Here is a 24,250-nt window from a genome sequence, read left to right on the forward strand (position 1 = left end):
TCAGATGGATCGGCGGTCCAGTTTACGCTTTTTGCGCATACCGACTGCCCAGCCCAGGAATGGGCCGATGATCATGCCTGCCAACAGCGCGACTATGACCGGGATAGCCAGATAAAACTGCGGGGACGACCAGCCAAAGAAAACCAGAGACACCATTTGCTGGTTCTCGAGAATGAACACTATCGTCGATACGACGAGCAGCAATGCGACGAGAATCGCAATCACCCGAGTAAAAATCCGCATCTGTTGCTCCTTTCGGGAGGCCTAGAGCCCCTCTTCTTCATCTTCGTTTACCCGATCACGCAGCTCTTTGCCCGGCTTGAAGTGCGGAACGAATTTGCCGTCGAGGCTGACGGATTGACCCGTTTTTGGATTGCGGCCTACGCGCGGCGCACGATAGTGCAACGAGAAGCTGCCGAAACCACGGATTTCGATGCGATCACCTGTCGCCAGGCACTGAGACATTTGCTCAAGCATCGTCTTGATGGCCAGCTCCACATCCTTGGATGAAAGCAGCCCTTGATGGGTGACAATTCGTTCGATCAACTCCGACTTCGTCATATTTTTCCCTTCTTTTTCAAGCAGCTAGATAAGCGCTCCGAAGGTTTTAGCATGACCGGATGAATTTGAACAGCCCAAGTATTGACTTATGTGAGACTGTCACTATTGGTCAATATTTGGGTGTCAGCGCCAGACCCCGGATTACCAGCGATGTAGCCCAACCGCCCTGCAGAAGCTCACAAGCGCCGCGAAGCAGCGATGGCGGTGTTAGTCGACAACATCGTGATCGCTGCCTCGCGGTGCCCCTGAACTCCTACAGCAACAGCACACTGTCGCCGTGACACGCTCTCCAAGAATCGCACCCACAAAAAAGGGCGACCGAAGTCGCCCTTTTTCTAATGGTCAGTCAGAACTTAGTTCTGCTTTTCCATTTGTGCGCGCAACAGGTCACCAAGAGTGGTAGGACCAGTGTTTTCAGCGGTTTCAGGCTTGCTACGCAGGCTCTGGATCGCTTCTTTCTCGTCTTCAACGTCTTTCGACTTGATGGACAAGCTGATTACGCGGCTCTTGCGGTCAACGCTGATGATCTTGGCTTCGATCTCTTCGCCTTCTTTCAGAACGTTACGCGCATCTTCAACGCGGTCACGGCTGATTTCGGAGGCCTTGAGGGTAGCTTCGATGTCGTCGGCCAAAGTGATGATGGCGCCTTTGGCGTCAACTTCTTTAACGATACCGCGAACGATAGCGCCTTTGTCATTGACAGTGACGTACTCGGAGAACGGATCGCTTTCCAGTTGCTTGATACCCAGCGAGATACGCTCACGCTCTGGATCAACAGACAGGATTACGGTGTCCAGCTCGTCGCCCTTCTTGAAACGACGTACGGCTTCTTCGCCCACTTCGTTCCAGGAGATATCGGACAGGTGAACCAGGCCGTCGATGCCGCCGTCCAGACCAATGAAGATACCGAAATCGGTGATCGACTTGATGGTGCCGGAGATTTTATCGCCCTTGTTGAACTGGCCAGAGAAATCTTCCCATGGGTTAGATTTGCACTGTTTGATGCCGAGGGAGATACGACGACGCTCTTCGTCGATGTCCAGAACCATAACTTCCACTTCGTCGCCGACTTGTACGACTTTCGAAGGGTGGATGTTCTTGTTGGTCCAGTCCATTTCGGAAACGTGTACCAGGCCTTCCACGCCTTCTTCCAGCTCTGCGAAGCAGCCGTAGTCGGTCAGGTTGGTTACACGCGCGGTAACGCGAGTGCTTTCCGGGTAACGAGCCTTGATAGCAACCCATGGGTCTTCGCCCAGTTGCTTCAGACCCAGGGAAACACGATTGCGCTCGCGATCGTACTTCAGGACTTTTACATCGATCTCATCGCCAACATTGACGATTTCCGATGGATGCTTGATGCGCTTCCAGGCCATGTCGGTGATGTGCAGCAGGCCATCGACGCCACCCAGATCGACGAATGCGCCGTAATCCGTGAGGTTCTTGACGATACCTTTGACTTGCTGGCCTTCCTGCAGGGACTCGAGCAGAGCTTCGCGCTCGGCACTGTTCTCGGCTTCCAGGACGCTGCGACGGGAAACGACAACGTTGTTGCGCTTCTGGTCCAGCTTGATGACCTTGAACTCGAGCTCTTTGCCTTCGAGGTGAGTTGTGTCGCGCACAGGGCGGACGTCAACCAAAGAACCTGGCAGGAACGCACGGATGCCGTTAACGTCGACAGTGAAGCCGCCTTTAACCTTACCGTTGATAACGCCCTTGACCACTTCTTCAGCTGCGAAAGCCGCTTCCAGAACGATCCAGCACTCGGCACGTTTGGCTTTTTCGCGGGACAGCTTGGTTTCGCCAAAGCCGTCTTCGACCGCGTCAAGAGCAACGTGAACTTCGTCGCCGATCTTGATGGTCAGCTCGCCAGCGTCGTTGTGGAACTGCTCCAGCGGGATGAGGCCTTCAGATTTCAGACCGGCGTGAACCGTAACCCAACCAGCCTGGTAGTCGATATCAACGATGATCGCGGTGATGATCGAACCGGCCTGAAGGTTGAGGGTCTTTAGGCTTTCTTCAAAAAGTTCTGCAAAGCTTTCGCTCATTTTAATTCCTGTTGATCAAGGGCGAAGAATACGCCCATCTGCCACGTTCCAGATAACGTGGGTTTCGTTCAAGTAAAAGAAAGCCTGCGGGACTATTTCTGGTCTCCCACACGCTTCTTTGTCACCCGGCGATATCGCGAAGCGCGATTTCACTCAGAATGCGTTCCAGCACCTGCTCGATGGACAATTCGGTGGAATCCAGCTGAATAGCGTCATGCGCTGGCTTGAGCGGGGCTACCGCTCGCTGGGTGTCACGCTCGTCGCGTGCACATATCTCATCTAGCAGACTCGACAGACTAACATCATCGCCCTTGGCCTTCAACTGCAAGTAACGTCGACGAGCACGCTCCTCGGCACTGGCGGTCAGGAAAATCTTTAGCGGGGCGTCTGGAAAGACCACGGTACCCATGTCGCGACCGTCTGCCACAAGGCCTGGCTCTTCCTGAAAAGCGCGCTGACGCTGAAGCAAAGCATCCCGGACCGCAGGCAGCGAAGCGACCTGAGACGCACCGCTGCCGATCTGTTCATTGCGGATCGACTGGGAAACATCTTCGCCCTCAAGAATGATCCGCTGCCCCTGTCCACCCGGTCCGGCTTCAAACTGCACATCAAGATGCGCAGCCAGAACCTTCAAGGCTTCTTCGTTGGTCAGGTCCACCCCATGGTTGCGTGCGGCGAATGCCAGCAGCCGATAAAGCGCGCCAGAGTCAAGCAGACACCAGCCAAGACGTTGCGCGAGCAAGCCTGCAACTGTGCCTTTGCCAGAACCGCTTGGACCATCGATAGTAATAACTGGTGCTTGAGTTTTCACAACTGCCCCTCTTGCGCTACACGCATTCCAACCTGAGCGCAAAGCGCGAGAAAATTTGGGAACGACGTAGCGACGTTCGCACAATCATGGATTTGGATCGGTGCGTTGGCGCGCAACGCTGCAATGCTGAAAGCCATGGCGACCCGATGATCACCCTGGGCATTCACTACTCCACCACCGATCTGACTACCATCAATAATAATGCCGTCCGGTGTTGGCTCGACACTGACGCCGAGTGCCAACAGACCGTCGGCCATGACTTGAATACGATCCGACTCCTTGACCCGCAATTCCTCAGCACCCCGCAGCACCGTCCGCCCTTGCGCACACGCGGCCGCAATGAATAGAACCGGAAACTCATCAATCGCCAGCGGCACCAGCGCCGCCGGGATTTCGATCCCTTTAAGCGGCGCCGAACGCACACGTAAATCGGCTAGCGGCTCGCCCCCGGCTTCCCGCTGATTCTCCAGGGTGATATCGCCCCCCATCAACCGCAGGATGTCGATGATTCCAGTCCGGGTCGGGTTGATGCCCACCCCTTCCAGCAAAAGATCCGAGCCTGGCGCTATAGACGCTGCCACCAGGAAAAATGCCGCAGAGGAAATATCCGCCGGCACTTCGATCTTCGCTGCCTGCAATCCCGGACCGGACTCCAATGCAACACGCGCACCGTCCACGCTGACCGGGTGACCAAAGCGGCGCAACATGCGCTCGGTATGGTCACGGGTCGGCGCAGGCTCGATTACCGTGGTGACGCCCTCAGCGTACAGACCGGCCAACAGCAGGCAGGATTTGACCTGCGCACTGGCCACGGGCATCTCATAAGTCAGGCCCTTGAGCGTCTTGCGGCCCCGAATGGTGATCGGCGGACGACCTTCAGCCGCCGTTTCAATCACCGCGCCCATGGCCCGTAGCGGTTCGGCCACCCGATTCATAGGCCGCCGCGACAGCGAGGCATCGCCCGTCAGGATGCTGTCAAAATCCTGTGCGGCCAACAGCCCCGACAGCAAGCGCATCGAGGTTCCGGAATTGCCCAGATAGATAGCTCCCGGAGGCGCCTTCAATCCTCGCAAGCCCACACCATGGATGGTCAATCGCCCGTGGTGTGGCCCTTCAATTACTACGCCCATGTCGCGAAAGGCCTGCAGGGTCGCCAATGCGTCCTCGCCTTCGAGGAAGCCTTCAACTTCTGTGGTGCCTTCTGCCAGGGAGCCAAGCATGATCGAGCGATGGGAAATGGACTTGTCCCCCGGCACCCGAATACGCCCGGTCACGCTACCGCCCGGATTGGCGATGAACACCAGATCCTTGATTTCCTGAGGCTCGACATAAGCCCGACGCGCGAGAATCTTGCCGAAATGCTCACGGGCAACCCTGGCCCGCGTGAATACGCCCAGCAACTGCCGACCATCGCCAGCCACCATCGCTTCACGCAAGGCGTCCAGATCGGTCTGAAAAGTGTCCAGTGTGCGCAGAACAGCCTCGCGATTGGCGAGAAAGATATCGTGCCACATCACCGGATCGCTGCCCGCAATCCGTGTGAAATCCCGAAAACCACCCGCTGCATACCTGAAAATTTCTAGATTTTCATTACGCTTGGCCAGCGAATCCACCAACCCGAAGGCCAGCAGATGAGGCAAGTGACTGGTCGCTGCCAGCACTTCATCGTGACGCTCGACTTCCATGTGCTCCACATCAGCACCCAGCGCAGACCAGAGGCGATCGACCAAGGCCAGAGCCTCTGGATCAGTCTCGGGCAACGGCGTGAGAATCACTTTATGACGTTTGAACAGTTGAGCGTTCGAGGCTTCTACACCGCTTTGTTCAGAGCCAGCAATCGGATGCCCTGGCACGAAGTGCCTCGGCATTGCGCCAAATGCCAACCTGGCAGCCTTGACCACATTGCCCTTGGCACTGCCGACATCGGTCAGCACCGTACCGCCAAGATCAAAAGTGGCCAGCAACGCCAGGACTCGCTCCATGGCCAGAATCGGTACCGCCAGCTGGATGACATCGGCGCCTCGACAAGCCGTGGCCAGATCCTCTTCACAGCGATCGACGACACCCAACTCAACGGCCAGCTTGCGCGACTGAGGATCCAGATCCACGCCCACCACTTCGCCACACAGGCCGCTTTCGCGAATACCCTTTGCAAAGGATCCACCGATCAATCCGAGGCCAACGACCACCAAGCGCCCGATCATAGGCTCGACGGGTTTCATTGAGATGACATCAATCACGCGCCAGAACCCTGGCCAACGCTTCGAGGAAACGAGTGTTCTCTTCCAACAAACCAATACTCACGCGCAAATGATGAGGCATTCCGTAACCCGCAACCGGCCGGACAATGACGCCCTCACGCAGCAGCGCCTGATAGACCGGAGCGGCATCGCGCCCCATATCGACGGCAAGGAAATTGCCTCGCGATGGAATCCAGGTCAGACCCAGCAAGCGCAGGCCACCTTCAAGCTGCTCCATGCCGACCAGGTTCAGTTGGCGACTTTTCGTCACATAGTCAACGTCGTCCAGAGCGGCACAGGCCGCTGCCAGGGCAAAGCTGTTGACGTTGAATGGCTGACGCACACGGTTGAGCACATCCGCCACCGCAGGTGAAGACAGGCCGTAACCCACCCGCAACGATGCCAGGCCATAAGCCTTGGAGAAGGTCCGCGAGACGAGCAGATTGGGGTGCTCAGCCAAATAATCCAGACCGTCAGGTAGTTCGCCGCCCTGGGCATATTCGATATAGGCTTCATCCAGCACCACCAGAACATGCTCGGGCACGGCAGCCAGAAACCGGCTCAACGCCTCCGGACCGAACCAGGTCCCGGTCGGGTTGTTCGGATTGGCAATGAAGACCACCCGAGTGTTGCTGTCGATAGCCGCCAGCATGGCTGGCAAATCGTGACCCCAATCCTTGGCCGGCACTACATGAGCAGTAGCACCGGTGGCCTGGGTCACGATCGGATAGACCGCGAAGGCGAACTCACTGAACACCGCGTTCAGCCCCGGAGCCAGGTACGCCCGAGCAACCAGCTCAAGAATGTCATTGGAGCCATTGCCCAGGGTCACTTGATCCGATTGCACGCCACAACGTTCAGCCAGGCGCTTTTTCAGCTCGAAGCCATTGCCATCCGGATAGCGGGTCAGCTCCGCCAACTCATCGCGAATGGCCTGCAGCGCTCTGGGACTGGCGCCCAGAGGGTTTTCATTACTCGCCAGCTTGATGATCTTTGCCGGATCAATGCCTAACTCGCGCGCCAGCTCATCCACGGGCTTGCCCGGGACATACGGCGAAAGTTTTTGCACGCCTGGCAAAGCCAGGGCGAGGAAGTCGCCAGTCATGTGTCGCTAACCTCTTTCAGAGAACCGCTTTCGGGTAAGACCCAAGCACCTTGAGCGCCACTGCTTCCTGACTGATTTTCTCCAGCACAGCCTTGACCAGCGGATCGCGGTGGTGCCCGACGAAATCGATAAAGAACACGTAGGTCCATTTACCGCTGCGCGAAGGACGTGTCTCGATACGGGTCAGGTCCAGCCCATTCTCATGGAACGGCACCAGCAACTCATGCAGAGCGCCCGGCTTGTTGCTCATGGACACAATGATCGAGGTCTTGTCGTCGCCAGTCGGCGGCACTTCCTGGTTACCGATGATCAGGAACCGCGTCGAGTTGTCAGGACGGTCTTCGATTTTTTCCGCGATGCGCGTCAGACCGTAGAGGTTGGCGCTCATCTCACCGGCAATTGCCGCTGAGTTCCACTCGCCCTTGACCCGCTTGGCGGCTTCGGCATTGCTGGCAACAGCAACGCGCTCGACATTCGGATAATGAGCGTCCAGCCATTTGCGGCACTGGGCCAGAGACTGGGCATGGGAATAGATGCGGCTGATGCTATCCGTCTTGGTGTTCTCGCCAACCAACAGGTGATGGTGAATACGCAGCTCGACTTCGCCACAGATCACCATGTCGTGCTCAAGGAAGCTGTCCAGCGTGTGATTCACCGCGCCTTCGGTGGAGTTTTCCACCGGCACGACGCCAAAATTCACAGCGCCAGCAGCCACTTCACGGAACACTTCGTCAATTGCGGCCATGGGCAGGCTGATCACGGCGTTGCCGAAGTGTTTGATGGCGGCGGCCTGGGTAAAGGTGCCTTCCGGCCCCAGGTAGGCGACTTTCAGCGGTTGCTCCAACGCCAGGCAGGACGACATGATTTCGCGAAACAGTCGCGCCATCTCTTCGTTGCTCAACGGGCCGCGGTTACGCTCCATGACCCGCTTGAGCACCTGAGCTTCGCGCTCAGGACGGTAGAACACCGGCACTTCGCCTTCGGCGAGGGTCGACATTTTGACTCGCGCCACTTCCTGCGCGCAGCGTGCACGCTCGCTGATCAACTCCAGGACTTTCTCATCCAGGCTGTCGATGCGAACTCGCAGCGCCTTAAGCTCTTGCTCGGACATTAGCCGTGTTCCTTCTCGAACTCTGCCATGTACGCCACCAGCGCGTTGACCGCATTGATGTCGACGGCATTATAAATAGAGGCACGCATGCCACCGACCGAACGGTGACCTTTGAGATTCAACAAACCACGAGCGTCGGCACCGGCCAGGAAGGGCTTATCCAGACGATCATCGGCCAGACGGAACGGTACGTTCATCCATGAACGGTCAGTCTTGTTGATCGGGTTGCTGTACAGGCCGCTGCCGTCAATGAAGTCGTAGAGCGTGCGCTTTTTCACTTCGTTGAGCTTGCCGATGGCTTCAACACCACCCTGCTCTTTCAGCCATTCGAACACCAGACCGGACAGGTACCAGGCCAGAGTCGGCGGCGTGTTGTACATCGAGCCGTTATCCGCCGCGACCTTATAGTTGAGCATGGTCGGGCACAGGGAGCGCGCACGCCCCAGCAGGTCTTCGCGAATGATCACCACGACCACACCGCTCGGGCCGATGTTTTTCTGGGCGCCAGCGTAGATCATGCCGAACCGGGAGACATCCACTGGACGGGACAGGATGTCCGAAGACATGTCGGCAACCAGCGGCACATCACCGGTTTGCGGAATCCAGTCGAATTCCAGGCCGCCGATGGTTTCGTTGGGTGCGTAGTGAACGTAGGCTGCATCCTTGGTCAGCTTCCATTCGTTCTGACCAGGGATGGCGAAGTAATCGTAAGGCTTGGCGGTTGCAGCCACATTGACGTGACCGTAGCGCGACGCCTCTTCAATGGCTTTCTGCGACCAGATACCGGTGTCGATATAGTCGGCAGTGCCACTTTCCGGCAACAGGTTCAGTGGGATCTGTGCGAACTGCTGGCTGGCCCCGCCTTGCAGGAACAACACTTTGTAGTGCGAGGGAATGCTCAGCAGGTCCCGTAGATCCTGCTCGGCCTTGTTGGCAATGGAGGTGAATTCATCACTGCGATGACTCATTTCCATGACTGACAGGCCTTTGCCATGCCAGTCCAGAAGTTCTGCCTGGGCACGCAGCAGAACAGCTTCAGGAAGCGCAGCAGGACCTGCGCAGAAGTTAAAGGCTCGCTTGCTCATATCCACTCTCACTACGCTCTGATTTTCTCAGGCTTGGGTCATCTGGAGTACGAAGCGTCGAAGGCCGCGAAGCGGTGTGAACCGTTCGCAGCCTTCGGCTACTTCTGTCAAACAACACAGGATTGGTTGAATCAACACAACCCCTGTAGGAGCGAGCTTGCTCGCGATGGCGTCTTCTCAGGCATGAATGCATCGACGCTATCGCGAGCAAGCTCGCTCCTACAGGAGGACCTGCTTAATCCTGCGGCTCTTCTTCGTCCGGGGCAGCATCGGCTTGCAGCTCGTCGGTGGACTCATCTTCGTCAGCGATGATCAGCGCTTCGCCTTCGATGACTTCACCGTCTTCACCTAAAAGCTCTTCGCCTTCAACTTCCGATGGCTCCTGCACACGCTCCAGGCCGACCAATTTCTCGTCGCTGGCCAGCTTGATCAGGGTCACGCCCTGAGTGTTACGGCCCAGACTGGAAACTTCGTCGACACGGGTACGAACCAGTGTGCCCTGATCGGAAATCAGCATGATCTCCTCGCCGTCGAGCACCTGAACCGCACCGACCAGACGGCCGTTACGCTCATTGCTGACCATGGCGATAACGCCTTGGCCGCCACGTTTGTATTCAGGGAACTCGGAAATCGCCGTGCGCTTGCCATAACCGCGTTCGGAAGCGGTGAGGATCTGGCTGCCTTCTTCCGGGATCAGCATGGAAATCAGCTTCTGCCCTTCTGGCAGACGCATGCCGCGAACACCGCGAGCGGTACGGCCCATGGCGCGAACGTCGGATTCCTTGAAGCGCGTGACCTTGCCACCGTCGGAGAACAGCATGATTTCCTGCTCGCCATCAGTGATGGCTGCGGAGATCAGGATGTCGCCTTCGTCCAGCTCAAGCGCGATCAGACCCACGCTACGTTGACGGCTGAATGCCACCAGCGGAGTCTTCTTCACGGTACCGTTGGCGGTGGACATGAAGATGAACGGTGCCTTCTTCTTGTCTGCGGCCTTGATACGCGCCTTGCGCTCTTCTTCGGTTTCGTTAGTGTTCTCATCGTCGATTTCACCTTCGATGACGTCGCCTTCTTCCTCGTCGGCACGCTTGCGCATGGCCTCAAGGTCCACCGGCAACATGGTGGTGATGTATTCGCCTTCGCTCAATGGCAGCAGGTTGACCAGCGGACGACCACGGGCAGCGCGGGACGCTTCCGGGATTTCGTAGGTCTTGAGCCAGTAAACCTTGCCCTTGCTGGAGAACATCAACAGCGTGGTGTGGCTGTTGGCAACCAGCAGGTGAGCGATGTAGTCCTCATCCTTGACGCCGGTGGCCGATTTGCCTTTACCGCCGCGACGCTGCGCCTGGTAGACCGCCAATGGCTGGGTCTTGGCATAGCCGCCATGGGAAATCGTGACCACGCGCTCTTCTTCGGTGATCAGGTCACCCAGCGTGAGATCAAGACGGGCATCGAGAATTTCGGTGCGGCGCTTGTCGCCGTATTCAACGCGGATCAGTTCCAGCTCTTCGCGGATCACTTCCATCAAGCGCGTGGCGCTGTTGAGGATGCGCAGCAGCTCGCCGATCTGGGACAGAATTTCCTGATACTCGGTGAGCAGTTTTTCGTGCTCAAGGCCGGTCAGGCGGTGCAGACGCAATTCTAGAATCGCCTGAGCCTGTTCCGGCGACAGGAAATACTTGCCGTCACGCAGACCGTACTGTGGATCAAGGTTTTCCGGACGGCATGAATCGGCACCGGCGCGCTCGACCATTTCCACCACCGCACTGGATTCCCAAGGGGTCGAAATCAACCCTACCTTGGCTTCTGCAGGCGTTGGCGAGGCTTTGATCAGCGCGATAACCGGGTCGATGTTCGACAAGGCAACGGCCTGGCCTTCAAGCAAATGACCACGTTCACGGGCTTTACGCAGCTCGAAAACGGTACGGCGGGTGACCACTTCGCGACGGTGACGGACGAACGCTTCCAGCAAATCCTTCAGGTTGAGGATGCGCGGACGGCCATCGATCAGGGCAACGATGTTGATACCGAACACCGCTTGCAGCTGGGTCTGAGCGTAGAGGTTGTTGAGAATCACCTCTGGGACTTCGCCACGACGCAGCTCGATCACGACGCGCATACCGTCCTTGTCGGACTCGTCGCGCAGCTCGGTAATACCTTCCAGCTTCTTCTCTTTCACCAGCTCGGCGATCTTTTCGATCAGACGGGCTTTGTTCAGCTGATACGGCAGCTCGGTGATCACGATCTGTTGACGACCACCGACCTTGTCGATGTCTTCAACGATCGAGCGTGCGCGCATGTAAATGCGCCCACGACCGGTGCGGTACGCTTCGACGATACCGGCGCGACCATTGATGATCGCAGCCGTCGGAAAGTCAGGGCCGGGAATGAACTGCATCAGTTCATCGATGCTGATTTCCGGGTTGTCGATAAGTGCCAGGCAACCGTCGATGACTTCACCGAGGTTGTGCGGCGGAATGTTGGTCGCCATGCCCACGGCGATACCGCTGGAGCCGTTGACCAGCAGGTTGGGAATACGGGTCGGCATGACCGCAGGGATCATTTCGGTGCCGTCGTAGTTCGGCACCCAATCCACGGTTTCTTTATGCAGGTCGGCCAGCAGCTCGTGGGCCAGCTTGGTCATGCGCACTTCGGTGTATCGCATGGCCGCAGCGTTGTCGCCGTCGACCGAACCGAAGTTGCCCTGACCGTCTACCAGCAGATAACGCAGCGAGAAGGGCTGCGCCATACGAACGATGGTGTCGTACACGGCAGTGTCGCCGTGGGGGTGATACTTACCGATGACGTCACCGACCACACGGGCGGATTTCTTGTACGGCTTGTTCCAGTCGTTACCCAGTTCGCTCATCGCGAACAGTACACGCCGGTGCACGGGCTTCAAGCCATCACGTGCATCGGGCAGTGCCCGCCCGACGATTACGCTCATTGCATAGTCGAGGTAGGACTGCTTCAGCTCGTCTTCGATATTGACCGGGAGGATTTCTTTGGCCAGTTCGCCCATGAGAAGCTCGATTCCTTTTTCTGGTGAAACCTCGTGCATCCATTCGGGATGAACGAAGCTCGCCGCCAGCGGCAAATGTGCCTGATGACGACTTACGACAAATCAACGAGTTATGCCCTGGATCTGCGCAGTAGGGATGGCTACGGATAGCATCCCTGGAAACCGCCGGATGTTACCACAATCGCCGCTAGGCACCTATCCTTTGGAAGCCCTGAAAACGAGCTTCTTGAACACAAGACGCCTGAGAAACGCTTACAGGGCCGCTTAGGGCCTGCGCCGCTGACAAACTGGCCCGATTGTCAAACGGATCAATGCAACCGTTTACGACACATCAACTGAGCGAGTTTTGCAGTATCTGGCCGTTCAACGATGCCTTTTTCAGTCACGATAACGTCGATCAGGTCTGCCGGGGTCACGTCGAATACCGGGTTGACCGCATCGACCTCAGCGCCCACCCGCTGGCCGCCCACTTCAAGCAGTTCACGTGGATCGCGCTCTTCAATGAAGATGTCATCGCCGCTGGCGGTGTCCAGGTCGATGGTCGAGCTGGGCGCAACCACCATGAAGCGCACGCCGTGATGCATGGCCGCAACCGCCAGGTGATAGGTGCCGATCTTGTTCGCCACGTCGCCGTTGGCCGCGATTCGATCCGCACCGACAATGACCCAGGTAATGCCTTTGGTGCGCATCAGGTGCGCGGCCGCCGAATCAGCATTGATGGTCACCGGGATACCATCGCTGGCCAGTTCCCAGGCCGTGAGCCTTGAACCCTGCAGCCACGGGCGGGTTTCATCGGCATAGACCCGTTCGATCATGCCTTCCATATGTGCAGCGCGGATCACCCCCAGCGCCGTGCCGAAGCCACCGGTCGCCAGTGCTCCGGCGTTGCAATGGGTCAATACCGTCTGCAAATTGCCTTGATGGCGGCGAATCAGGTCAGCGCCCAGCTGCGCCATGGTCAGGTTGGCTTCGCGATCACTGAGATGGATTTCCACCGCCTCGGCCTCCAGCGCCGCCAGAGGCTGATCGGTGTGTCTTGCGCGGCGCAGGCGTTTGCGCATGCGGTTCAGGGCCCAGAACAGATTGACAGCGGTCGGGCGCGAGTCGGCCAGCAACTGGAAGTCCTGCTCCAGCGCCGCGACCCAGTCACCGCCGGCGGCGATTCGGGTCCGAGCGGCCAACACCACACCATAGGCGGCGGTGATGCCGATGGCCGGAGCACCGCGAACCACCATGGTCCGGATCGCTTCGGCGACGTCAGTGACGTGGGTATAGGCGAGCCAGGTCTGGGTGAATGGCAACACACGCTGATCCAGTAGATACAGAGCGTCATCTCGCCAATCGATGGCTTTCACCGTCTCCGCAGCCATTAATCGATTGCGCATAGCACACTCCATACTCAAAAAACCCATGCCAGCCTCAAAAGCGGCCGATTATAGCGAGCCGCCCGTCAAGACGCTCGGGTATACTTCGCCGTCCCCCGTAATAAGCCCGGAAGCCCCGCCATGCCGAACGCCGCTGCCCCGCTCGACCTGTTGCTCCTGCCAGCCTGGCTGGTGCCGGTCGAACCCGCTGGCGTAGTGTTCAAGGACCATGGCCTGGGCATTCGCGACGGCTGTATCGTTTATATCGGCCCGCGCGCCGAGGCCCTGAAGCAAACCGCCCTGCGAACCCTCGAATTGCCGGAAACGTTGCTCAGCCCTGGCCTGATCAACGCCCACGGGCATGCCGCCATGACATTGTTTCGTGGCTTGGCGGACGATTTGCCGCTGATGACCTGGCTGCAAGACCACATCTGGCCGGCCGAAAGCCAATGGGTCGATGAAGATTTTGTGCGCGACGGGACGGACCTGGCCATCGCCGAACAGCTAAAAGGCGGCATTACCTGTTTCTCGGACATGTACTTCTTCCCCAAGGTGGCGGCCGAGCGGGTGCATATCAGCGGCATGCGGGCACAGATCACCGTGCCGATCCTGGACTTCTCCTTCCCTGGGGCACGCAACACTGACGAAGCCCTGCACACCGGCGTGCAACTGTTCAATGACCTGATCCACCACCCACGCATCAAGGTGGCGTTCGGGCCGCACGCGCCGTACACCGTCTGCGACGAGAATCTAGTGAAGATCCGGGTCATCGCCGACGAGCTGGACGCAATGATACAAATGCACGTCCACGAAACCGCTTTCGAAGTCGAACAGGCTATCGAGCATTATGAAGAGCGCCCTCTGGCACGGTTGCACCGCCTGGGCATGCTCGGGCCGCGCTTTCAAGCCGTGCACATGACGCAAATCAGCGACGATGACATGGCGCTACTGGTAGAAAGCAACTCCAGCGTGATTCATTGCCCCGAATCCAACCTGAAACTGGCCAGCGGCTTCTGTCCGGTCGAACGACTGTGGCAGGCTGGCGTCAATGTAGCGATTGGCACCGACAGTGCCGCCAGCAATAACGATCTGGATCTGTTGGGCGAAACCCGCACCGCCGCCCTGCTGGCCAAGGCCGTCGCAGGCTCGGCTGCCGCACTGGACGCTCATCGGGCGTTGCGGATGGCGACACTCAACGGCGCACGGGCCATGGGTATTCAGGACGAGGTAGGCTCACTGGAAATCGGCAAGGCCGCAGATATCGTCGCCTTCGACCTGTCCGGGCTGGCCCGTCAACCGATCTATGATCCTGTGTCACAGCTTATATATGCCACTGGCCGCGACTGTGTCAGCCACGTCTGGGTCGCCGGCAAGCATTTGCTCGACAATCGCCAGTTGACTCGCATGGACGAGCAGGCGCTGTGCGAAACCGCCAAAGCCTGGGGCAGGCAGATTGCCGGGCACGCCGAATAAGACCGGAGCGGCTGGGTTCAGCCGATCCGCTGTAAAGTATTTCAAGTTCAAGAGGACATCCCATGAGCAACGTCGATCATTCTGAAATCGCCAAATTCGAGGCCCTCGCCCATCGCTGGTGGGACCGCAATAGCGAATTCAAGCCGCTGCACGACATCAACCCGTTGCGGGTCAACTGGATCGACGAGCGCGTCAATCTGGCGGGCAAGAAAGTTCTGGATGTCGGCTGCGGTGGCGGCATCCTCAGTGAAGCCATGGCCCTGCGCGGCGCTAGCGTGACCGGCATCGACATGGGTGAAGCTCCATTGGCGGTAGCCCGTCTGCATCAGCTGGAATCAGGCGTCGAAGTTGAATACCGCCAGATCACGGCTGAAGACCTGGCCGAAGAAATGCCCGAGCAGTTCGATGTGGTGACCTGCCTGGAGATGCTTGAGCACGTACCCGACCCTTCGTCAGTGATTCGCGCCTGCTACCGCATGGTCAAGCCCGGCGGCCAGGTGTTTTTCTCCACCATCAACCGCAACCCGAAGGCCTACCTGTTCGCCATCGTCGGCGCGGAATACATCATGGGCCTGTTGCCACGCGGTACCCACGACTTCAAGAAATTCATCCGCCCTTCAGAACTGGGCGCCTGGAGCCGTGCGGCGGGGCTTTCGGTGCAGGATATCATCGGCCTGACCTACAACCCGCTGACCAAGCATTACAAGCTGGCTTCGGACGTCGACGTCAACTACATGATCCAGACTCTGCGGGAGGCCTAAGCCATGCGTTTGAGAGCGGTTCTATTCGATATGGACGGCACCTTGCTCGACACCGCACCGGATTTCATCGCGATCTGTCAGGCGATGCTGGCCGAGCGCGGCTTCCCGGCGGTGGATGACAAGCTGATCCGTGACGAAATTTCAGGCGGAGCCAAGGCAATGGTTGCCGCGACCTTCGCGATGTCGCCCACTGCCGAAGAATTCGAAGCCTTGCGCCTTGAGTTTCTGGAACGCTATCAGCGCGACTGCGCGGTGCACAGCAAACTGTTCGATGGAATGGCCGAGCTGCTGGCGGATATTGAAAAGGCCAATCTGATCTGGGGTGTAGTAACCAACAAACCGGTCCGCTTCGCTCAGCCGATCATGGAGCAGCTGGGGCTATCCGAGCGTTCGGCGCTGCTGATCTGCCCGGATCACGTGACCAACAGCAAGCCTGACCCGGAGCCGCTGACCCTGGCGTGCAAGATGCTTGATCTGGATCCGGCAAGCGTGCTGTTTGTCGGGGATGATCTGCGTGACATCGAATCCGGTCGCGATGCCGGCACCAAAACCGCTGCGGTTCGCTACGGTTATATCCATCCCAACGACAACCCCGATCACTGGGGCGCAGACGTAGTGGTGGATCACCCGCTGGAACTTCGCAAGGTGCTCGATAGCGCGCTTTGTAGTTGCTGAGATCATGACTTGCCGGACACCAACCTGTGGGAGCGGTGCTTGCCCGCGATAAAGCTGGACGTGATCTAAAGTGAACCGCGTCCAGCTTTATCGCGGCCCAAGCACCGCTCCCACAGGCCGGATTCCAAATGGCAACCCAGGATATTTCAAGAGGTAACCCATGTTCGACTACTCCCCACGCCCTGATCTACTCACTGGCCGGGTGATTCTCGTTACCGGCGCGGGACGCGGTATTGGTGCTGCTGCGGCCAAGACCTATGCGGCTCACGGCGCGACGGTCCTGCTGCTGGGCAAGACCGAAGCCAATCTGACCCAGGTGTACGACGAAATCGAAGCTGCTGGTCATCCTCAACCGGCAGTGATTCCTTTCAACCTGGAAACCGCGCTGCCCCACCAGTACGACGAGCTGGCGGCGATGATCGAAACCGAATTCGGTCACCTTGACGGCCTGCTGCACAACGCCTCGATCATTGGACCGCGCACCCCGCTGGAGCAACTGTCCGGGGAAAACTTCATGCGCGTCATGCACATCAACGTCAATGCGATGTTCATGTTGACTACCGCCCTGCTGCCGCTGCTGAAACTGTCCAAAGATGCCTCGGTGGTATTCACATCCAGCAGCGTTGGCCGCAAGGGCCGCGCCTACTGGGGTGCTTACGGTGTATCAAAATTTGCCACCGAAGGCCTGATGCAGACCCTCGCCGACGAACTGGACACCGTCGCCCCGGTGCGTTCCAACAGCATCAACCCCGGCGCCACCCGCACCAGCATGCGCGCTCAGGCATACCCTGCGGAAAATCCCCTGAACAATCCGACACCCGAAGAAATCATGCCGGTTTACCTGTACCTGATGGGCCCGGACAGCCAGGACATCAATGGTCAGGCACTCAACGCGCAATAGCGCGCCGCCAAGGTTTTTCTGCAGCAGTTGCCCGGCATGACTCGGGTTTCACAAATCAGTTCAAAGAGGTTATGAAAAGGATCTTTTTATAATTAAATGAACTGGATTGCCGAAACCCTGCTCTAACTCAGCCAATCCAACCAAATGTGCTGAGGAGTGAGACCATGATTTCTCCTACCCAGACTAACGCTATCGACTTTGATGCTGCCAAGTTGAAGAGACTGGGCTTTGGTGTTCGACACAATCAGAACACCCCGGGACTTCCCATCGATCTCGAACAGTTGACTGTGCAGCTCGGCCGGCAATTGCAGACCAGCCTGGAAGCGGAAAAAATCCTCGGGATTTTCTTCCAGGGCGCGAAGCGCCTGCTGCCAATCAAGTCGATGTCCTACGATCATCGAGATAGCGATCTACGCTTGCAGCTGGGCGAGCGAGGCAGCCATCGCCTACATTACAGCCTAAGCAACGATGGCGAACATTTGGGCACGCTTCTGTTCCAGCTCGACGAAGAACTGGGTGAACAAGAGCTAGCGTCCATGGAGACCTTGCTGGCCTTCCTGCTGTTTCCCATGCGCAACGCCCTGCTCTACCGCGCAGCCACACAGAGCGCGCTGCGTGACCCGTTGACCGGGACCGGCAACCGAATCGCCATGGACCAGACACTGCTCCGCGAGATTGAAGTCGCACGCCGGCACATGCAGCCGTTGTCCTTGCTGATGCTGGACATCGACCACTTCAAGAAAGTCAACGACACCTACGGCCACTCTTCGGGCGATGAAGTGCTGAGGTCTATCGCCAGGACGATCAAGAGTCAGCTGAGAAATATCGACCGGGTTTTCCGCTATGGCGGGGAAGAGTTTCTGGTGTTGTTGTCTAACACCGACCGGGACGCAGCCGCCTTGATCGGCGAGCGATTGCGTCAATCAGCGCATAAGTTGGCTTACCCACTGCTCGACCACGATCTGGAACTGACCATCAGCCTGGGCTGTTCCACGCTGCTGCCGGCGGAGTCCGCCGACAGCCTGCTGCGTCGTGCCGACACTGCGCTTTATGTCGCCAAGCGCGAAGGACGTAATCGGCTGGCCATGGCGAGCTAAGGATTCAATTCCAGCTCGGCCACCCGAGTGCGAGCGGGTTTGGCCTTGTCCAGTTGCATGCAGTGTTCGAGAAACAGGTACATGTAGTCGTAGCTTTTGGTCACAGCCTGGCGTAGCTCGGTTTGCAGCTGCTGGCTGGGATTATTTCCCGCCAGGGTGCAGATAATCTCCAGCGCTTCCCAAGGGTGTGAGTCGTCGTACTGGGCATGCATTTTCAGCCATTTCATAGCGCGCTTACGGGTCTCTTCAGGGAATGCCTGCGCATAAGCCCCGCTGGAACAGACCACTGCAGACCATTCCCCTGTGGCGCCTTCAATGGCGTAGTTGGTCGCGGCAATCCCCACCACTAATGAATCCGACGAACTGGTGTGCCAGCACCAGTGACTGAGCGCGTGCAGTTCAGGTGAAACCTGCTGCCTCTGAAGGTCATCGAGGCTAACCCCATGAGCCTCACTCCAATTGACCCAGTAATCGGCATGGTTGAGCTCGACGCGAATATTGCGCATCAACCAGCGCCGTGCCATGTCTTCACCGGGATGACGGGCGAAACGGGTCTTCGCCAGGCTGTTGGCCATGTAGATGGCGAACTGTTCAACCACCGGCCAACCGCCAATCAGGTACTGACGCATGACTTTCGGACTCAGGCGTGCATCACGCATGCGCTGATACAGCTCGTGTTCGACAACGCGGGCCTTGGCGTAACTGCAATCCTTGATCAACTGCTGTGCCCAAGCCGGGTAACTGCTGGCTTCCATGAGCGGACCGGTTCTGCTGAAAGTATCGATCACTGTGTAGCTCCTTTTGTTTAATGACTGGCTTAGCGAAATGTTCCTGGCGTGCTGAATAGCAGGGGGATGGGCCGAGCGGGCCGCGGATGCAGGCTTTCACATGTAAAGGGTTGTGGGCGTTCGATCAAATAGCCTTGGGCGTAGTCAACACCGATTTCCCGCAAAGCCATTTCGATCTGTGGCGTCTCGACAAATTCAGCGATGGTGCGTTTGCCCATGACATGGCCGATATGGTTGATGACTTCCACCATGGCGCGGTTGATCGGGTTATCGAGCATATCCTGGACAAAACCACCATCGATCTTCAAGAAGTCCACGGGCAGGTGCTTGAGGTAGGCAAACGACGACATGCCGGCGCAGAAGTCATCCAGAGAAAACTGACAGCCCAGCGCCTTCAACTCGTTGATAAACCGAATGGCGCTGCCGAGATTGGTAATCGCACTGGTCTCGGTTATTTCGAAACAGATTAGCGACGGTGCGATACCAAAGGCCTTGAACTGCTGCTTGATGTAATCCAGAAAAGCTTCATCACCAATGCTTGAGCCGGACAGATTGATCGCGCACACCGCGAGCGGCCCCCTGTGACGGTTCTCCTCCAGGCAGCGAGCAACGATGCTGAATACATTCCTGACCACCCAGCGATCAATCGAAGTCATCAAACCATAGCGCTCTGCAGCGGGTATAAAACGGTCCGGCAAGATGATCTGACCGCTTTCATCGTGCAGCCGAATCAGGATCTCGATGTGGCCGCCGTAGAGCTCGCCTCTGGCCCCTAATGGGGCTATCTGCTGGGCGTACAGGCAGAAGCGATTTTCGTCGAGTGCGACATGCAGGCGCTGAATCCAGGCCATTTCCCCGAACCGCACCGACACTTCCGAATCCTCCGCGTGATAGACCTGCACTCGGTTGCGGCCCTTTTCCTTGGCCATGTAGCACGCCATGTCCGCCGAACGCAGGGACGCTTCCAGCGTGGTGGGAACCTGAGTGATATGCACCAACCCGACACTGACGGTACTGACGAACGGCCTGCCCTTCCAGACAAAGTTCAGGCTCTGAATCGACTGACGCAGGCTATTGGCGATGCTTTCAGCGACCTCTGGCGGGCAGTGTTCCAGCAGGATCCCGAACTCGTCGCCGCCCAGCCGTGCCAGGGTATCGCCTTCACGCAGGCCCTGTTGCAGCAGCGTGCAGATATGCCGCAACAGTTCATCGCCTGCCGCATGGCCGCTGGTGTCGTTGACGAGCTTGAACTGATCCAGATCCAGGTACATGACCGAATGCTGGCTGGGCTGGCGGGCCAGATCACTCAGTGCCAGCTCCAGGCGATACTCGAACTCACGACGATTGGCCAGCCCGGTCAAGGCATCATGAGTCGCCTGCCAGGACAGGTTGGCGATGTATTGGCGCTCCTGGGTCATGTCGTGGAGCACCAACACTGTGCCGCTGACTTTGTCATCGGTATGAATCGGCGCCCCCACCAGCGCGACGCAAACCGTGCTGCCATCCAGGCGCTGGATCAGCTTGGAATGTTCACTGCTACCGCTGAGCTTGCCACTGAGAATGTGCTCGATCAGGGTTGAGCTGTCTTTCTGGTCGTTTTCATCCAGCAAATTGAATAGAGCGGCCAGTGGCAAGCCGCTGGCTTGAGCGTTTCGCCAGTGGGTCAGATTCTCGGCCGCCGGGTTCATGTAAACGATCGAACCCTCGACGTCCGTGGTAATCACCCCATCCCCGATGGACGCCAGAGTGACCTGAGCGCGTTCCTTCTCGATCTGCAAGGCATCAGCAAAGGCGTGCCGTTGGGCCAACAGTTTATGGGTGCGCAACAACGCCAGCAGGATCAGTACCACCGCCGTCGCCAGATTGACCACCAGCAACAGCCGCAGAATGCCTCTGGAGCCCTCACCCAGTGCATCACTGAATGCTCTGGCCGCGGGTGTAACGCTTTCATTCAGGGCAGTGATCTGTCCGCGCCAGCGATCCATGTCGGCTTCGCTCGCGAGGCCAGCGGAAATGCCCGCGTGCACCTGCCGCGCCACCTCATCGAGCTGCAATAGAAACGCATCGCCAATCTTCCACTGATCGATGGCTTTCTTCATGTAATCGAATTCACGGAAATTCAGATACAACCAGACGATGCTCTGCACATCATCCGGATGATTGCCACCCTGGAGGATGCCTTGACGAGCCAGCTCAAGATCAGGCTCCGGCTGGTCCAGCGCCATGCGCAAGATATGTCCGCCTTTGGGAATGGCGATAGCTTGCTCATAGCGCTGGTAGTCAAGTTCGGCCTGATCGCTGGCATAGAGGTGGAGGTAGTAGATGGCGTCCTTCTGACCTTTGGACCAGAGACTTTCTCCCCCGACATAACTGCGCACGGCCGATAGCATGTACAGGCTGACGCATCCCAGCAGGGCCTGGAACAGCGCTACGGCAATAAAAGGCCAAACAATGCCCAAAAGGCGGGGCTTTCCGAGGATCCGCTCTTGCTTCATGGGTTCCCTTTCATAAGCGATGCCAGATGCTCAACAAGCCGCTGGATCAGAAATCGTCCTGACAACAGCCTAGGCCAAATCCATAGAGGCAAGCGTGCATTTTTCTCAAATTTGAGCACGCTACCGCCCCGCATATTTGAAGATACGGAGTCAGGCAACACAAAGAAGGAATAACGGTGTGAAACAACTGAGACACAGGTGTTAACAGGATAAGACCTACTACCAAGAAAGACGCTAAATGCAGCCTTGGCAAGGCCGGAGGCCAATTAAATATCCAAGACGCTAGATGTGCTGCAGGTGGCCGTACAGTTTTGCGTAGAGCCCGCCATCTGCGATCAACTGCTGGTGCTCGCCCTGCTCGGCAATCTTCCCGCCATCGAAGACCAACACCCGATCAGCCTGCTTAACGGCAGACAGTCGGTGGGCAACGATCAACGTGGTGCGGCCACTGAGGAACCGCGCCAACGCCTGATGCAGACTGTATTCCGTCGCAGCATCGAGCGCGGAAGTGGCCTCATCGAGAATCACCACCTGCGGGTCAGCGAGCACCATACGGGCAATCGCCAGCCGCTGGCGCTGACCGCCCGACAACCGCACTCCCGAACGGCCCACGACGCTGTCCAGTCCTTGCGGCAAGGCGCGTACCGTCGACTCAAGCTGGGCGATTTCCAGGGCGCGCCAACAGGCGTCATCACTACGCTCGCGACCCATCGTCAAGTTGGCGCGCACCGTATCGTTAAACAAGGCAGGGTGCTGCAATACCACCGCGACATTTTCCCGAATGGTTTCCAGACCGATTTCCTCCTGGCTCGCCCCACCAAAATGAATCGTCCCGGCCTGAGCGGTGTAGAGCCCCAGCAACAACTGCACCAGGGTGCTTTTGCCGCCACCACTGGCCCCCACAATCGCGACTTTTTCACCGGCTGCAATGCTCAGGTTCATTTGATCGAGAATGTTGTCCTCCCCATAGCTGAAGCTAAGGCCGCGGATCTCGATGCCCACGGTTTTCTGCCCGGAAAAGGGATCGACCCCACCGCGATACTGCGGCTCATCGGCCCGAGACAGCAGTTCGTTGATCCGGGTCAGGGCGCCACCTGCGGCGTAATACGCATATTGCAGGTTTAGCAACTGCTCCACCGGGCCGATCATGAACCACAGGTAACTGAACACCGCGAGCATCTGGCCAATGGACAGATCGGAGAACAACACCGTAAGCATGGCGGCAGCACGAAACACATCGATACCAAACTGAAACAGCAGCCCGCTGGCCCGATTCGAGGCGTCGCTTTTCCACTGCGAAGAAATCGCGTAATCGCGCACTTCCCGGGCACGCACACCCAGGCGGCCAAGGAAATAACCCTGTCGATTGCCTGCGCGAACTTCCTGAATCGAATCCAGTGTTTCAGTCAATGCCTGGGTGAAACGCGAGGTGCTGTCGTTTTCCTGCTTTTTAAGATGTTTGACCCGCTTGCCCAGCTGCACCGTGGCATAGATCACCAGAGGGTTGAACAGCAGGATCAGCAGCGCCAGCTTCCAGTGCATCCACATCAGGATCGAGGCCGTGCCGGTCAGGGTGAGCATGGCGACCAGGAAGCGGCTGAGGGTGTCACCGATAAACTTGTCCAGGGTATCCAGATCGGTGACCAGATGCGTAGTCACCGTGCCGCCGCCCAGGCTTTCGTATTCCCCGAGAGAGATGCGCTTGAGGCGCTCGATGAGGCGGATGCGCACACGGTAGACGACGTCTTTGGATAACCGGGCGAACAGCTTGGCTTGTATGACGTTGAACACCAGTGCGCCGAGGCGCAGCGTGAACGTCACCAAGAGCATCAAACCGATGTAACCGGCGGGCTTGTGCAGCGCGTCCGGCAACAGGTGGTTCATGAGCTTGAGTGCCGTGTCGCCATGCCCAAGCAGCACTTCATCCACCAGCAACGGCAGGAGCAGCGGGATCGGAACCGTGCAGAGCGTCGCCAGAACGGCAACGCCATTGGCAATCCACAACGCCTTTTTGTGGCGTGACGCCAGACGACGAATCTCGGCCCAGCTCAACCGATCAAAGACCGCACTTGACCCGCCCGGCTTGTCCGCATTGTCGTCTGAAGGCTCACGCACCCGCATTACGCTCCAGCCAGCGACCAAGCAACGGCGCCAGGGCATCCAGAGGCTGGAAACCGTTGGTCAATAACGCCAGCTGACCATCCCGCTCGGCCAGCAAGGTGGGAAAACCGGCAATTCCCAGGTCCTGCACCCAGGCAAAATCTGCTTGAGTTGCGGCAACCTGATCGGCACTGTCGAACGCTTCGGCAAACTCGATACGCGGCAGGCCCGCCTGTTCGGCGAGTTCAGCCAGCACCGATGCCTTGGTGACGTCACGGCCCTCTACGTAAAACGCCTGCTGAATCAGCCGCACCAGCTTCCAGGAAAACTCTGGATCCAGCTGCTGCGCGGCAACAATCGCGCGGCAGGCGGGCTCGGTGTCGTAAACAAAACCATCGGGCAAGGCATCTTCGAAACGGAACGTCTGCCCCGTCGTCTTCGCCACGGCCTGCCAGTGCTCGAGGATATAGCGCCGTGTCGAAGGATCAAGCGCCGCGCCACTGCCTGTGCGCAGACCGCCCATCACCAGATGCAGCGACACGCCGCAGGCCTGCGCCTGCTCGACCAGTGCTTGTGCCACATTGGCAAAGCCCCAGCACCAGGAACACATGGGGTC

The 24,250-nt window shown here is 58.1% G+C and carries 19 protein-coding genes; 5 read left to right on the forward strand and 14 right to left on the reverse strand.

The window, feature by feature from the left end; all coding sequences use genetic code 11:
* The 10 genes from IV01_RS15220 to mtnA all read right to left on the reverse strand — a co-directional run bounded on the left by IV01_RS15220 (position 1) and on the right by mtnA (position 13,365).
* Positions 1–243 carry a lipopolysaccharide assembly protein LapA domain-containing protein gene (locus IV01_RS15220; protein WP_032627903.1) on the reverse strand — a complete coding sequence of 81 codons (243 nt, stop codon included), beginning with the start codon at positions 241–243 and terminating at the stop codon, positions 1–3.
* 21 nt (positions 244–264) lie between these two features.
* A complete protein-coding gene (gene ihfB / locus IV01_RS15215; protein ID WP_003369729.1) occupies positions 265–561 on the reverse strand; it encodes an integration host factor subunit beta in 297 nt (98 codons plus the stop codon).
* 353 nt (positions 562–914) lie between these two features.
* Complete coding sequence (rpsA, locus tag IV01_RS15210; protein WP_032627904.1) at positions 915–2,606, reverse strand: 30S ribosomal protein S1; 1,692 nt, start codon at positions 2,604–2,606, stop codon at positions 915–917.
* A 121-nt stretch (positions 2,607–2,727) separates the two neighbouring features.
* A complete protein-coding gene (gene cmk / locus IV01_RS15205) occupies positions 2,728–3,417 on the reverse strand; it encodes a (d)CMP kinase (protein ID WP_032627905.1) in 690 nt (229 codons plus the stop codon).
* On the reverse strand, positions 3,414–5,621 hold the full coding sequence (locus IV01_RS15200; protein ID WP_032627959.1) for a bifunctional prephenate dehydrogenase/3-phosphoshikimate 1-carboxyvinyltransferase: 2,208 nt from the start codon (positions 5,619–5,621) through the stop codon (positions 3,414–3,416). The genes cmk and IV01_RS15200 overlap by 4 nt, the downstream gene beginning before the upstream one ends.
* A 28-nt stretch (positions 5,622–5,649) precedes the next feature.
* Positions 5,650–6,762: a histidinol-phosphate transaminase gene (gene hisC / locus IV01_RS15195; RefSeq protein ID WP_032627906.1), complete on the reverse strand. Its 1,113-nt coding sequence runs from the start codon at positions 6,760–6,762 to the stop codon at positions 5,650–5,652.
* Between the two features lie 16 nt (positions 6,763–6,778).
* On the reverse strand, positions 6,779–7,873 hold the full coding sequence (gene pheA, locus IV01_RS15190; RefSeq protein ID WP_032627907.1) for a prephenate dehydratase: 1,095 nt from the start codon (positions 7,871–7,873) through the stop codon (positions 6,779–6,781).
* Positions 7,873–8,958, reverse strand: coding sequence for a 3-phosphoserine/phosphohydroxythreonine transaminase (serC, locus tag IV01_RS15185; RefSeq protein ID WP_032627908.1), 1,086 nt, complete (start codon positions 8,956–8,958; stop codon positions 7,873–7,875). The genes pheA and serC overlap by 1 nt, the downstream gene beginning before the upstream one ends.
* A 235-nt stretch (positions 8,959–9,193) precedes the next feature.
* Complete coding sequence (gene gyrA / locus IV01_RS15180; protein WP_032627909.1) at positions 9,194–11,980, reverse strand: DNA gyrase subunit A; 2,787 nt, start codon at positions 11,978–11,980, stop codon at positions 9,194–9,196.
* 308 nt (positions 11,981–12,288) lie between these two features.
* Entirely contained in the window at positions 12,289–13,365 is a 1,077-nt protein-coding gene (mtnA, locus tag IV01_RS15175) for an S-methyl-5-thioribose-1-phosphate isomerase (protein ID WP_032627910.1), read from the reverse strand.
* Between the two features lie 120 nt (positions 13,366–13,485).
* Here mtnA and IV01_RS15170 point away from each other — a divergent pair, with 120 nt between their 5' ends.
* The 5 genes from IV01_RS15170 (at position 13,486) to IV01_RS15150 (ending at position 18,251) form a co-directional block, all read left to right on the forward strand.
* On the forward strand, positions 13,486–14,817 hold the full coding sequence (locus IV01_RS15170; protein ID WP_032627911.1) for a TRZ/ATZ family hydrolase: 1,332 nt from the start codon (positions 13,486–13,488) through the stop codon (positions 14,815–14,817).
* Positions 14,818–14,879: 62 nt separating this feature from the next.
* Positions 14,880–15,578, forward strand: coding sequence for a bifunctional 2-polyprenyl-6-hydroxyphenol methylase/3-demethylubiquinol 3-O-methyltransferase UbiG (gene ubiG / locus IV01_RS15165; protein ID WP_032627912.1), 699 nt, complete (start codon positions 14,880–14,882; stop codon positions 15,576–15,578).
* A 3-nt stretch (positions 15,579–15,581) separates the two neighbouring features.
* On the forward strand, positions 15,582–16,253 hold the full coding sequence (gene mupP / locus IV01_RS15160) for an N-acetylmuramic acid 6-phosphate phosphatase MupP (RefSeq protein ID WP_032627913.1): 672 nt from the start codon (positions 15,582–15,584) through the stop codon (positions 16,251–16,253).
* A 160-nt stretch (positions 16,254–16,413) separates the two neighbouring features.
* Positions 16,414–17,154 (forward strand): YciK family oxidoreductase, encoded by a 741-nt coding sequence (locus IV01_RS15155; protein ID WP_032627914.1) that lies wholly within the window; start codon positions 16,414–16,416, stop codon positions 17,152–17,154.
* A gap of 164 nt (positions 17,155–17,318) precedes the next feature.
* Positions 17,319–18,251 carry a GGDEF domain-containing protein gene (locus IV01_RS15150; RefSeq protein WP_032627915.1) on the forward strand — a complete coding sequence of 311 codons (933 nt, stop codon included), beginning with the start codon at positions 17,319–17,321 and terminating at the stop codon, positions 18,249–18,251.
* Here the strand turns inward: IV01_RS15150 and IV01_RS15145 are convergent.
* The 4 genes from IV01_RS15145 to IV01_RS15130 all read right to left on the reverse strand — a co-directional run bounded on the left by IV01_RS15145 (position 18,248) and on the right by IV01_RS15130 (position 24,244).
* Positions 18,248–19,006: a TenA family transcriptional regulator gene (locus tag IV01_RS15145; RefSeq protein ID WP_418903524.1), complete on the reverse strand. Its 759-nt coding sequence runs from the start codon at positions 19,004–19,006 to the stop codon at positions 18,248–18,250. The genes IV01_RS15150 and IV01_RS15145 overlap by 4 nt on opposite strands.
* 62 nt (positions 19,007–19,068) lie before the next feature.
* Complete coding sequence (locus IV01_RS15140) at positions 19,069–21,534, reverse strand: EAL domain-containing protein (protein ID WP_032627917.1); 2,466 nt, start codon at positions 21,532–21,534, stop codon at positions 19,069–19,071.
* 282 nt (positions 21,535–21,816) lie between these two features.
* On the reverse strand, positions 21,817–23,655 hold the full coding sequence (locus tag IV01_RS15135) for an ABC transporter ATP-binding protein (RefSeq protein ID WP_032627918.1): 1,839 nt from the start codon (positions 23,653–23,655) through the stop codon (positions 21,817–21,819).
* Entirely contained in the window at positions 23,642–24,244 is a 603-nt protein-coding gene (locus tag IV01_RS15130) for a DsbA family protein (RefSeq protein ID WP_195758775.1), read from the reverse strand. Before IV01_RS15130 ends, IV01_RS15135 begins: the two co-directional genes overlap by 14 nt.
* Positions 24,245–24,250: the final 6 nt, after the last annotated feature.

Origin of the sequence: Pseudomonas syringae (genome assembly GCF_000737245.1) — a bacterium.
GTDB classification, from domain to species: Bacteria; Pseudomonadota; Gammaproteobacteria; order Pseudomonadales; family Pseudomonadaceae; genus Aquipseudomonas; species Aquipseudomonas syringae_J.